The organism is Pradoshia sp. Z5_111 (assembly GCF_058267535.1).
Map to the genome: position 1 here is coordinate 148,727 of NZ_JBZCPQ010000004.1, position 12,757 is coordinate 161,483.

The following is a 12,757-nucleotide window of genomic DNA, read 5'->3' on the forward strand; positions in this document are numbered from 1 at the left end:
CACACTTTTACGGGAGTAATACTACTTTTCCACACTCACCTTTAATCATAAGGTCAAAGCCTTTTTCATATTCTTCTAAAGGGAAGTGATGGGTGATTAATGGTTTAACATCAACCTGACCTGATTCGAGCAATCGGGAAACCTGCTGCCACGTTTTGAACATTTGTCTCCCTGTAATTCCTTGAACGGTTACCCCCTTAAAAACGATATCATCAGTAATATTGAGAGGCACAGGCTTAGAAGGTAAGCTTAAAATAGAAAACCTGCCTCCATTCGTAATCATTTTAAATCCTTGATCAATGGCTACAGGATGACCACTCATTTCACAAACAATATCAACCCCATTCCCATCCGTTAAATCATAAACTGCCTGAACAGGATCTGTCTTCGATGAGTTAATCATCACAGTAGCGCCCAATTTACCCGCCAGTTCTAAACGGTAATCATTAAGATCCAACGCAATGACTTGTGAAGCCCCCGCTGCTTTTGCCACTCCAGCTGCCATAATACCAATTGGGCCGCAACCGATAATAGCGACGGTTTTCCCGACCACTTCACCTGACAATACGGTGTGGACCGCATTCCCCATCGGCTCTTGTATAGAAGCCACATCTATAGGCATATCTACAGGATTTTTCCACAGATTAGAGGCCGGTAAGGCTACGTATTCAGCAAAACACCCCTGTGTATCAACCCCAATTATCTTTGTGTTTTTACATATATGATATTGTCCCGTCATACATTGAGGACAGATTCCACAAACCAGATGTGTCTCAGCGGAAACATAATCGCCTATCTGGAAATCCTTCACTTTATTTCCCACTTCAACAATCTCTCCTGAAAATTCATGCCCAAATGCATAAGGAGGATTAACCCTATTTTGAGACCATTCATCCCAAGTATATATATGGACATCCGTTCCGCATATGGACGTCGCCTTTACTTTAATCAACACTTCATCTTCTTTGATAGAAGGAATATCAATCAATTGAAGTTCTGCTCCATAACCCCTTTTATGCTTTACAACCGCTTTCATTTTTCCATCCACCGTATACACACTCCTGTCTAAAAAACCTGGTTAATACCAAAATTTTAAATTTTTAACTTAATTATGTAAATAGGCTATTCCTCGTATGGCGGACAGTTGATTATAAGAAGAATATTTTTTTAAAAAAATATACTAAAGTGTATATTTCTTTAGACTAAGACTACCTACATTGTCATCTAAGAATGAATCCCCATGTATAAGTCGTTATCAATGGTGTCTGCAAATCATAATAAAAACCCCAGATTTATCAAGGGTTTCATTCTTCATCAGATTTCACCATAAAACACTTACCTCACATTACATAAATAAATAATACCGACCGATTACTTGGCCGGTATTTATTCAACTACATAAATTCTGCTGTCAATTTATCAAAATGTTCCTGAGTCAATTTCAAATCAGCAGAAGATAAAGGTTTTTCAGCATAACCCTGAATTAATTCCTGATAGGAAGGCTGAGCAGTATTTTGATAAATTAAGCCGGTAACTAAACCTTTATGCTCCATTAACGTCTGCATCGCTGCTTCTTTATTGGATGGATCGTAACCTTCGATTGATGAAAGCTTTGTTAAATTGCTCTTGAACCAATCATACGTATTCACTTTATTATAGGTCACGCATGGACTGAAAACATTGATTAAAGAAAAACCTTTATGGCGAATACCGGCTTCAATCAGTGCTGTCAAATCTTTTAAGTCGCTGGAAAAGCTTTGCGCCACAAAGGTCGCGCCAACTGACAAGGCCATTTCCATAGGAGATATCGCCTGTTCAATCGAACCTCCAGGCGTAGATTTCGTCTTAAAACCGGCTGCAGAGCGCGGTGATGTCTGCCCCTTCGTTAAACCGTATATTTGATTATCCATAACAATATAGGTAATATCAATATTTCTCCTAATCGCATGTACCGTGTGACCCATGCCAATTGCAAAACCATCACCATCTCCACCAGAGGCAAGCACGGTTAAATCACGATTCGCCATTTTGACACCCTGCGCGATTGGTAAAGAGCGGCCGTGTATACTGTGAAACCCATAGGATTGGATATAACCGGAAATACGGCCAGAACAGCCAATACCGGAAATCACAGCAAGTTGATCCGGTTCCAGACCTACATTAGCTGCTGCCCTCTGGATAGCGGCCTGAACAGAGAAGTCACCACACCCGGGACACCAGTTTGGCTTAACATTATTTCTAAAGTCCTTAAATGTAGCCATTTAAACCAACTCCCTGCATTTTGTAGTCACTTCATACGGCAAAAATGGATTGCCGTCATATTTTAAAAACTTCGTAATCTTCTCGGCATGGCCAATATTCATTTTTAGAATGTTGGCAAGTTGTCCTGTTGCATTATTCTCGATAACAACTACCTTTTTCGCATCCTGGACATAAGGCAGTATCTCATGAGCCGGGAATGGATGAAGAAGCCTTACATGTACATGGTTGACTTTAATCCCGTCATCAGCCAGGTTCTTCATCGTCTCTTCAATAACACCTCTAGTAGAATTAAATCCAACCAATAACAAATCAGGATTCTCATGGACTGCATTTATATGGATGGAATCTTTAAAGCGTACAGAATCAATTTTACGCATTCGTTTATCCATTTGAGCTACACGATTAGAAGCAACCTCTGAGGGTTTGCCCGTCTCATCATGTTCAACACCTGTAACATGATGGATTCCATTTTTCATTCCTGGAAGAGGTCTTGGTGATATCCCATCTTCTGTTACAGCATATCGTTTAAAATAACTTTTATCAGCAGGCTCTGGTAAATCCTCGGAAATTAATTTACCTCTCCTAATCTCAACCCTGCTAAAATCTAAAGGCTCAACGGTTTGTTTACCCAAGGATAATTGTAAATCGGAAAGGATAATAACTGGAACCTGATATTCTTCAGCTAAATTAAATGCTTCTACTGTATCGTAGAATGCTTCCTCCACTGTACTTGGTGCAAGAACAATTTTTGGAATTTCTCCATGAGTTCCATAAATCATTGCCATTAAATCGGATTGTTCCTGTTTTGTAGGCATACCTGTCGAAGGGCCTCCACGTTGAGTATCGACAATTACAAGAGGAGTTTCTGTAATCCCTGATAATCCGATTGCCTCCATCATCAGCGATAAACCTGGACCAGCTGAAGCTGTTAAACTGCGTACACCTGCATAATTTGCGCCAATTGCCATTGTACAAGCAGCAATCTCATCTTCTGTCTGTATGACGGTTCCACCAAACTTTGGCAGTTGCTTAATTAAATACTCCATTATCTCAGAGGCAGGCGTAATCGGATAGGCAGCCATAAAGCGAGTTCCACCAGCCAGAGCACCCATGGCAATCGCATCATTACCAATCATGAATAAACGTTTTTTTCCATCAGCTTCTACTAGCTGCAGCACTCTAGCCTTGTTACCCATTTGTTCCATTAAAAAGTCATAGCCAGCTTGAATCGCTTCTAAATTCTTTTCTACGACAGCGGCTCCTTTTCTTCCGAATATTTCATCAACCACTTCTGTAAAAACCTGAATATTTAAACCAAGTACAGCACTGGAAGCGCCGATAGCTACCATGTTCTTCATTAAAGATGTTCCTAGCTGAGAGGCTATTTCTGTAAATGGGACGGAATAAAGTACAGCTTCGGTATCTAAAGGAGCTTTGGGATCAAACTTGGTGTCAGCCAAAATAATACCGTCTTTATGTAATTCTTTATAATTCACATCAATAGTTTCTTGGTCAAATGCCACTAACACATCCAAATCGTCAGCTATTGATCGAACCTGTGTTGTGCTTACTCGAATTTTATTATTTGTATGGCCTCCTTTGATACGGGAAGAAAAATGGCGATAGCCATACAAGTAATATCCCAGACGATTTAATGCAATAGAAAAAATTTCTCCAGTACTTTCTATGCCTTCACCTTGCTGCCCTCCAACTTTCCATGAAAGTTGTTTAATCATTTCCTTTACACCCCTTCGATTCCCTTATATGAAATATTGGTTTTTCATGTCAGCTATAAAACTATTAACAATAATTTTATTATTTACTAGAATATACCATAATGTCTACACTATTAAGCTTAAGATTCTAAAAAAATACTATAAATAAAGAAATGGCCTATTCAGTCCAAACCCTGCTGGCCATATCTTGATGCAAAATTATCAAATAGGAAGTGCTTTACATCCTCTTCCTTATAATATTTCAGCAGCTCGTTAACCAGATTACTATACTGTTCCACTCTCCTGAGAGAATGTACGCTTGTTGTCGTACCATCAAAATCGGATCCAAATCCGACATGGCGGGTACCGCCAAGTGAACATACATGGTCCAGATGCCTTAATATATCAGTCAAGTTTGCCTGATCTGTACCTGTCAAAAACTCAGGAACAAATGTAAGTCCCACAACCGAATTTTTTTGTATTAAAGCTCTAATTTGATCATCTGTTAAATTTCTTGGATGAGGAACTAGCGCTCGGCAATTTGAGTGAGAAGCAATTGGCCGGTTATGTAACTCCATGCAATCCCAAAATGCTCTCTCCGATAAATGAGATACATCACACCAATTGTTCGTACCATTCAACAACTCAACTACCTTTTTCCCAAAGGTAGTTAGACCGGCTGCGCGTTTTTCCAACGCACCATCCGCGACCAGATTAGCCCAGTTCCAAGTCAACCCGACAACAGTAACACCGAGCCTCAGTAATAGCTTCAGCTTCAACATGTCGTCGCCAATACAGTCACAACCCTCCAACATGAGAATCGCACCTGTTTCTCCCTCTTTAAGTCTGCCAATATCCTTATAGTTTTGAATGAATTTTAACTTCCCTTTGCCAATTATTTGGTCATAAAAAATATCCACCATGGCAAGAGCTGCATCAAAGCGGATAGAAGGATGTACTTTTTCCGGTACATAAATAGCGAAAACTTGTACTTGTATATTAGCTGCTTTCAAACCAAGATTTGTTACCTCTAGCTCCTTGCTATGGTAAAAGTCCAATTGCGGATTACAAAATAGCTTCATCAACACATCACAATGTGCATCAAATATTCTCATTAATGCGAATCCCCCATGTTTTGTTAGCTTCGGTTAACAAAAAGGAGCATCCTCCCAATCGGAGAATACACCTACCGATCCTTAATCAGAGTCAGCTCCAGTTTCATTACTGCAGTTTCATTTTACCGTGGTTCTATAATTAGTTTTATGGCGGTACGTTCCTCACCATCAATTAAGATATCTGTAAAAGCAGGAATGCATATAAGGTCCATCCCGCTGGGTGCGACGAATCCCCTTGCAATCGCTACAGCTTTTACTGCTTGGTTTAATGCACCTGCGCCTATTGCTTGGATTTCTGCTGCTCCTCTTTCTCTAAGTACTCCAGCCAGCGCTCCAGCCACAGAGTTGGGATTAGATTTTGCTGAAACCTTTAATATTTCCATTTCTGGTCCTCCTCATCTTATTCCAGGACATGTCCCCTAGTGAGTATGTTTTTTCTGTTAACTATATTCATGATGAACAAAAGATATACCATACAAAAAAGCCAACCCCTTATAGGTTGGCTACTCTCAATCATTCTTAATAAAAAAATGGATGATCTTCATTAATTAAAATTCTCTCGGTTTTTTTCGCTTTGCCCGTTTTAGGATCCAAATCGATTATTAACCCACTAAGTACCGCTCTACCCTCTTTTGGTACTTCAAATCTCACAGGCAGGCTTGTTAAGAATTTCTTAATGACAGCATCGCGTTCCATTCCCAGAATACCATCATAAGGCCCTGTCATTCCCACGTCAGACATGTAAGCAGTTCCTTTAGGCAGAATTCGGTTATCAGCTGTTTGGACATGTGTATGAGTCCCAACTACCGCTGATACTCGTCCATCCAAATACCATCCCATTGCCTGTTTTTCACTGGTTGCTTCAGCATGCATATCAACAAATATAAATGGCGTTCGCTTACTGGCCTCTTCCACCAATTTATCTGCACATAAAAAAGGATCATCAAGCGCAGGCATAAAAGTTCTGCCCTGCAGGTTAATAACAGCCAATTCAAACTGATTCATCTTAACAAATGAAAGTCCCGTACCCGGGGTCCCCTCTGGGAAATTTCCAGGGCGCACCAGATATTTTGCTTCCCCTATGAATTCAAAAATATCACGATTGTCCCAGGAATGATTACCAAGTGTAATGATATTAGCACCGTACTCAAGCAATTCTTTATAAATTTTTTGTGTAATCCCTCTTCCGGCTGCTGCATTTTCTCCATTAATAATGACAAATTGCGGTCTATATTTTTCCTTTAACTTTCCTAAGTATTCTTTCACCATTGCTCTTCCAGGTGATCCGACAATATCCCCAATAAATAATAACCTCATTTTCGCTTTCCTTTCTTTGAAACTAATCCAAGATTATCTTTGGTATAGTTTAACTTTTTTTCTTAAAAAAGTTCCGATCTCCAAAAAAATAAAGCGGTGACGAACACCGCTTTATTTTGCATATTCAACTGCTCTGGTCTCACGAATAACCGTCACTTTAATATGTCCCGGATAATCCAGTTCATCTTCAATACGTTTTCTGATATCTCTGGCTAAACGGTGTGCCTCTAAATCATCAATACTTTCAGGCTTAACAATAATACGAACTTCTCGTCCAGCCTGGATTGCAAATGATTTTTCAACACCTTCATAGGATTCAGAAATATCCTCGAGTTTTTCAAGGCGACGAATATAGTTTTCAAGCGTTTCACTTCTAGCCCCAGGTCTAGCTGCAGATAATGCATCAGCTGCTGCTACTAGGATGGCAATTATAGATTTTGGTTCCGCGTCTCCATGGTGAGAAGCAATACTATTAATGACAACAGGGTGTTCCTTGTACTTCGTAGCAAGTTCCACTCCTATTTCCACATGGCTTCCTTCTACTTCATGATCAATCGCTTTACCAATATCATGCAATAATCCGGCACGCTTTGCCAATGTAATATCCTGACCAAGCTCTGCTGCCATTAAGCCTGATAAATAAGCTACCTCCATGGAATGTTTAAGCACATTCTGACCATAGCTTGTACGGTATCTTAAACGGCCTAGGATCTTTATTAAATCTGGGTGTAAGCCATGAACCCCAACTTCAAATGTTGTTTGCTCACCGATTTCACGGATATGCTCATCGACTTCCCTTCTTGCTTTATCAACCATTTCTTCAATACGAGCCGGATGGATACGCCCATCCTGAACAAGTTTTTCAAGGGCAAGTCTCGCAGTTTCACGTCTAATTGGGTCAAATCCAGATAAAATGACAGCTTCAGGTGTATCATCAATAATTAAATCGATTCCTGTCAACGTTTCAAGTGTTCGAATATTACGTCCTTCTCGACCGATAATTCGACCTTTCATTTCATCATTTGGAAGATTAACAACAGAAACGGTCGTTTCGGCCACATGATCTGCTGCACAACGTTGAATCGCAAGTGACAAGATTTCACGTGCCTTTTTGTCCGCTTCTTCCTTCGCTCGGTTATCGCTCTCTTTCATCATGATTGCAATATCATGTGATAGCTCTTTCTCAACACGATCAAGGATAATGGCTTTTGCTTCTTCTCTAGTCAGGCTAGAAATACGTTCAAGTTCAGAACTTTGAGCTTGAATTATCTCGTCCACTTTGCTTTCCATCTGTTCAATATGCTGTTGTCTTTGGTTCAGAGAATCTTCTTTCTTCTCCAATAAAGCCTCACGTTTATCTTGAGAGTCTGCTTTACGGTCCAGATTCTCTTCTTTTTGTAGAATTCGATTTTCCTGTCTCTGTAATTCAGTTCGTCGATCACGAACTTCCTTTTCAGCATCAGTCCGAAGCTTATGAATCTCATCCTTTGCTTCAAGAAGGGATTCCTTTTTCAAGGCGTCCGCTTCACGCTTTGCATCCTCAATAATTTTTTCAGCTGCGTTCGTTGCGCCGGATATTTTAGATTCAGCTATAGATCTTCTTAACAAATAGCCAACAACTGCACCAACAATTAGGCCAAGCAAAATGGAGATGATAGCGATTGGATCCATCATTACACCTCCTCTTGCTATTAACTTTTTTAATCTCTTTTACTACATTGTTTTCAATTCTGGCATGTACATCATCTAAAAATATACAGCACAATCGCTTTTAGGCATGTCATAAAAAAAGATATTAATACATTTCTATTGTAAAGTTATGAAAATTTGTTGTCAAGAGCAAGTCCCGACGCTCTTTTAATCGTTTTTAGAAAATACAGACATATAAACAAATTTCGTGAACCTATCCACCTAATTCGTAGATTCCAATTAAGCCTTCCACTTTTACCATAGCTGCTTCCTATTAAGTTGTGTAATAGTACAAAATCTAGAGAAATTTTTAAGTATTTCTCATCCTTGCTAATGAAGTTGCTGAATAATTTCTCTCCAGTAACAACACTTACTGATTGGATTCTTAGCTAGACACTAACTAAATCCTGATTCTCTTCAGAAACAGATGAATTTTATATAAAAGCATGCCCTGATGTCCACCTATAGAAAGGGCAAACCCATAACCAGGTTTGCCCATTACAAACTACTTATTCAGGTAAATCAAATTTATCCATTTCCTCTGCTGGTTCAACCACTTTCGCTTCACCGTTTAATCCATACGCTGAGCGGATTTTAATGGAAATTTCATCACGAACATCTGGATTCTCTTTTAAGAAGAGTTTCGCATTCTCTCTTCCCTGTCCTAAGCGATCACCATTATATGAATACCATGAGCCACTCTTTTCAATAATATCTAACTCAGAGCCAATGTCGATGATTTCGCCTTCTTTGGAAATGCCCTCACCATACATAATATCAAGTTCTGCCACTTTGAACGGTGGAGCCACTTTATTTTTAACAACCTTAACTTTGGTCCTGTTCCCTACAATATCATTTCCCTGTTTCAGTTGTTCAGCACGTCTTACTTCAAGGCGAACCGTAGAATAGAACTTAAGGGCACGACCACCTGGAGTTGTTTCTGGGTTACCAAACATAACACCAATCTTCTCACGGATTTGGTTGATAAAGATTGCTATTGTGTTAGATTTATTAATGGATCCAGAAAGTTTACGAAGAGCCTGGGACATTAAACGGGCTTGTAGACCCATATGAGAATCTCCCATTTCACCTTCGATTTCAGCTTTTGGTACTAAAGCAGCCACTGAGTCAACAACAATAATATCAATTGCACCACTTCGTACAAGTGCCTCAGCAATTTCCAATGCCTGTTCACCTGTATCTGGTTGGGAAAGTAATAATTCATCTATATTTACGCCAAGCTTTTGTGCATATGCCGGATCTAAAGCATGTTCTGCATCAATAAAGGCTGCTTGTCCACCCTTCGCCTGTACTTCAGCAATTGCATGTAAAGCTACTGTCGTTTTACCGGAGCTCTCCGGTCCATAAATCTCGATTATTCTACCTCTTGGATATCCACCCACACCGAGGGCTGAATCAAGAGCAAGCGAACCACTTGGAATGGTAGAAACCTTTCTGTCTGCTCTTTCCCCCAGCTTCATTACTGAACCTTTACCAAATTGCTTTTCAATTTGTTTTAGCGCCATATCGAGCGCAGCTTGACGTTCACTCACAGTTTATTTCCTCCCCATATCTATATAAAAACATTACATGTATAATTTAGAACTTATTTATACTATACCTCATCTGTCCCCATTTAACAAGTAAAAAAGCGAACATTTATTCGTATCATTTTAATGGTAATTTTGCTGATAAATTTAAAGAAACTCTCTAGCAAATAGGATGCTTTTAGCAGTAATTAGTGTAAAACTGAAATTATCTCGATTTTATAAACAATAGAAATCCCCAACCATATAAGTTGGGGTTTTCCATTATGCATATAACTCTCTCAGCTTTCTGATAAGAAAATGACAGCCATACTTCATGCTTCTAACCCGATTAACCTCACGCATACCGCCTAAGTCTAATCTCTTTGCGTACGTTTTCTGACCGGAAATGGCTATACCGATAAAAACAGTTCCTACCGGATGGCCTTCCAATTCATCTGGTCCAGCAACACCAGTAAAGCTAATCCCGATATCAGATTGGAGCATGGCTTTAATATTATCAGCCATTTCCATAGCACATTGCTCACTGACAACCCCATATTGGTCTATCGTTGATTGTTCGACCTTCAGTAGCTTTTTCTTTGCTTCATTGGTATAAACAACAATACCACCCTTAAGGATTAAACCTGCTCCCTGTATATCGGTCATTTTTTCCTGAAACATTCCGCCGGTTAAACTTTCTGCTGCCGATATTGTAAGCTCATTTTCTTTTAAAAGATTGATAAGTTCAGTCATGATGGTCGCATCATCATATCCGTAAAAATATTCTCCCACACGTGAAAGAATTTTTTCTTCTGTCTCTTTTAATAGTTTGTCAGCTTCTTCAATAGATTCATGTTTAGCTGTAATCCGAAGAGTTACCTCTCCATCCGAGGCAAGAGGCGCTATTGTCGGGTTACTTTGCTGATCCAGCAAATCTTCTATTTCTGTTTCAAGCTGTGATTCCCCAATACCGAAGAAACGGAGGACTCGTGAATCTATCCGCTCCACCCTGTCCATTAATCTCAACAGATAAGGAACTGCAAAATTTTGGTGCATTGGCTGCATTTCACTTGGAGGTCCAGGCAGTAAAATATGAAGAATATCTCCATGAGACACCGCCATTCCGGGTGCCATCCCATTTTGATTAGGGAATACTTCTGATCCTCCAATAATCAACGCTTGCTTCCGGTTGTTTTCTGTCATCACACGTTTTATTTTCTTGAAGTACTCCTCAATATTTTCCATGGCTTTTTGATCTGATATTAATGTTTTACCGATATGGTCGGCTACAACTTCTTTTGTTATATCATCCTTTGTAGGTCCCAAACCACCAGTGTATATAATAAGATCAGCTCGGGATTCTGCAATTTCGATAGCCTTTTTTAATCGTACAGGATTATCCCCAACTACTGTATGGTAATATACATTAATACCTATCTCTGCCAGGCTTTTTGATATAAACTGAGCATTGGTATTTGCAATCTGTCCAAGTAATAACTCAGAGCCTACCGCTATTAATTCTGCATTCATTCTGTCACCCGCCAATTTAACAAGTTATAGTAAGAATGATACCCTTATTTAGAATTTAAAAACGCGTCTTTATTCTTAGCAAAGTAATCCCAGCCAGACCATATAGTAAAGAATAAAGCTACATAAAGAGCTATATCAGCAAACGGAAAATTAATCCACGCAAATGGTAGATTGTGCAATAGTAACGCAGATATAGCGATGATTTGAGTCCAGGTTTTAATTTTGCCCAATTGATTCGCTGCAACAACTTCCCCTTCACCAGCCAGAACCAGGCGAAGGCCTGTTACCGCAAATTCACGGCTGATAATTAAAATAACAATCCAAGCAGGCGCTAACTCGTATCCTACAAGTATAATTAATGCAGCAGATACAAGAAGTTTATCTGCCAACGGATCAAGAAACTTTCCAAGGGTTGTGACCAGATTATGTTTTCTAGCATAGTATCCATCAATCCAATCAGTTGTAGAAGCAATGATAAAAATAAGAGCTCCAACAAAATGAGAGACAGGCAGCTCCACATCGTTAATCATCCAGGTTCCCCAATCAATAGATGGAAGCATGATAATCATAAACACAGGGATCATGCAAATTCTAGAAATTGTTATCTTGTTCGGTAAATTCACTTGATGTTCCTCACTTTACTTTTAAATTTTATTTATAAAAGGATAGACGAGAGAAGGCCATCCATTGATGACCTTCCAATCTTACTCCTTCGTGTAATCAATCGTTATGTTTTGGACAATCAGTTCACTTTCATACTCCAGTTTTTCATCATTAACATAAATTTCAGTATCTGGAGTTTTCCCTATATTCATGACAATTTGATTATCATCTGAAAGATCAAAATCCTGGCTTTCTCCATTTTGAATCACGCCATTGAAGAGATTTTCTCCCTTGGAATTTTTAACAGATACCCATGTCTCGCCGGTAGATTTTACTGATACCTTAAATTCATCTGTATTACTTAATTCATATATTGTATTTTTTCCATTAGCAGAAGTCACTTTCAACTCAGCAGAACCTGCTTCTTCCGGTTCTTTAGAATCTTCCTCAGCATTCTCTGGATTACTTTCTTTTTCTGTTTCTGTTTCTTCTTTCTCTTTGGTATTTTCTTCTTGGTTTGTGGATTCACCCTGTTCAAGTCTTACAGGATCACCGTTTTGATTAACTGTTCCTGTGTCTTCATTATTACCAATCGCTTTTGCAACAAAGTAATAAATAATAGCCACTACTGCAACAAGGAACACAGCTATCAAAATTTTAGGAAGTACTTCCATCCACTTGGAATGCTGTACTGGCAAAGTTTTTTTCGATTGCACTCTAGATAGTTTTTGAGGAAGCTCCTCCTGCTGAACTGCCGCAGGAATATCCGTTTGATGCTCCGCAAAAAGCCGTTCAGGATCTAATCCAACTGCTTCAGCATATTGTTTAATAAACGCTCTGACATAGAATTTGCCCGGCATCATTTCATAATTGCCTTCTTCTATACCAACAAGATAACGCTTTTGTATTTTGGTTATTTGTTGAAGGTCATCCAGAGTTAATCCTTTAGACTCTCTGGCTTCCTTTAATACTTTACCTAATTCCGTCATATAAACAC

The 12,757-nt window shown here is 39.2% G+C and carries 11 protein-coding genes; all 11 read right to left on the reverse strand.

The window, feature by feature from the left end:
- Positions 1-7 precede the first annotated feature (7 nt).
- A complete protein-coding gene (gene tdh, locus AC4D4A_RS10245) occupies positions 8-1,048 on the reverse strand; it encodes an L-threonine 3-dehydrogenase (RefSeq protein WP_490995819.1) in 1,041 nt (346 codons plus the stop codon).
- Between the two features lie 346 nt (positions 1,049-1,394).
- Positions 1,395-2,261, reverse strand: a complete 867-nt coding sequence (locus AC4D4A_RS10250; protein WP_490995820.1) for a 2-oxoacid:ferredoxin oxidoreductase subunit beta — start codon at positions 2,259-2,261, stop codon at positions 1,395-1,397.
- The gene (locus AC4D4A_RS10255) at positions 2,262-3,998 is read right to left on the reverse strand and encodes a 2-oxoacid:acceptor oxidoreductase subunit alpha (protein WP_490995821.1); all 1,737 of its coding nucleotides are present in this window, start codon (positions 3,996-3,998) and stop codon (positions 2,262-2,264) included. It abuts the gene before it with no gap.
- Between the two features lie 161 nt (positions 3,999-4,159).
- Positions 4,160-5,092, reverse strand: coding sequence for a dipeptidase (locus AC4D4A_RS10260; protein WP_490995822.1), 933 nt, complete (start codon positions 5,090-5,092; stop codon positions 4,160-4,162).
- Between the two features lie 122 nt (positions 5,093-5,214).
- Entirely contained in the window at positions 5,215-5,475 is a 261-nt protein-coding gene (gene spoVS, locus AC4D4A_RS10265; protein ID WP_066100252.1) for a stage V sporulation protein SpoVS, read from the reverse strand.
- Between the two features lie 136 nt (positions 5,476-5,611).
- A complete protein-coding gene (locus AC4D4A_RS10270) occupies positions 5,612-6,409 on the reverse strand; it encodes a TIGR00282 family metallophosphoesterase (RefSeq protein ID WP_066100255.1) in 798 nt (265 codons plus the stop codon).
- A gap of 111 nt (positions 6,410-6,520) precedes the next feature.
- Positions 6,521-8,080 carry a ribonuclease Y gene (gene rny / locus AC4D4A_RS10275; protein ID WP_066100258.1) on the reverse strand — a complete coding sequence of 520 codons (1,560 nt, stop codon included), beginning with the start codon at positions 8,078-8,080 and terminating at the stop codon, positions 6,521-6,523.
- Positions 8,081-8,607: 527 nt separating this feature from the next.
- Positions 8,608-9,651 carry a recombinase RecA gene (gene recA / locus AC4D4A_RS10280; RefSeq protein ID WP_490995823.1) on the reverse strand — a complete coding sequence of 348 codons (1,044 nt, stop codon included), beginning with the start codon at positions 9,649-9,651 and terminating at the stop codon, positions 8,608-8,610.
- A gap of 258 nt (positions 9,652-9,909) precedes the next feature.
- On the reverse strand, positions 9,910-11,157 hold the full coding sequence (locus AC4D4A_RS10285) for a competence/damage-inducible protein A (protein WP_490995824.1): 1,248 nt from the start codon (positions 11,155-11,157) through the stop codon (positions 9,910-9,912).
- Between the two features lie 44 nt (positions 11,158-11,201).
- Positions 11,202-11,780 carry a CDP-diacylglycerol--glycerol-3-phosphate 3-phosphatidyltransferase gene (pgsA, locus tag AC4D4A_RS10290; RefSeq protein WP_490995825.1) on the reverse strand — a complete coding sequence of 193 codons (579 nt, stop codon included), beginning with the start codon at positions 11,778-11,780 and terminating at the stop codon, positions 11,202-11,204.
- A gap of 81 nt (positions 11,781-11,861) precedes the next feature.
- Positions 11,862-12,749, reverse strand: coding sequence for a helix-turn-helix domain-containing protein (locus AC4D4A_RS10295; RefSeq protein WP_490995826.1), 888 nt, complete (start codon positions 12,747-12,749; stop codon positions 11,862-11,864).
- Positions 12,750-12,757 lie beyond the last annotated feature (8 nt).

Bases quoted from the DNA above. Each gene is read 5' to 3' on its own strand.
- rny (WP_066100258.1), bottom strand. From the start codon at position 8,080: ATGGATCCAATCGCTATCATCTCCATTTTGCTTGGCCTAATTGTTGGT.
- AC4D4A_RS10295 (WP_490995826.1), bottom strand. From the start codon at position 12,749: ATGACGGAATTAGGTAAAGTATTAAAGGAAGCCAGAGAGTCTAAAGGA.
- AC4D4A_RS10255 (WP_490995821.1), bottom strand. From the start codon at position 3,998: ATGATTAAACAACTTTCATGGAAAGTTGGAGGGCAGCAAGGTGAAGGC.
- AC4D4A_RS10250 (WP_490995820.1), bottom strand. From the start codon at position 2,261: ATGGCTACATTTAAGGACTTTAGAAATAATGTTAAGCCAAACTGGTGT.
- AC4D4A_RS10285 (WP_490995824.1), bottom strand. From the start codon at position 11,157: ATGAATGCAGAATTAATAGCGGTAGGCTCTGAGTTATTACTTGGACAG.
- AC4D4A_RS10270 (WP_066100255.1), bottom strand. From the start codon at position 6,409: ATGAGGTTATTATTTATTGGGGATATTGTCGGATCACCTGGAAGAGCA.
- spoVS (WP_066100252.1), bottom strand. From the start codon at position 5,475: ATGGAAATATTAAAGGTTTCAGCAAAATCTAATCCCAACTCTGTGGCT.
- AC4D4A_RS10260 (WP_490995822.1), bottom strand. From the start codon at position 5,092: ATGAGAATATTTGATGCACATTGTGATGTGTTGATGAAGCTATTTTGT.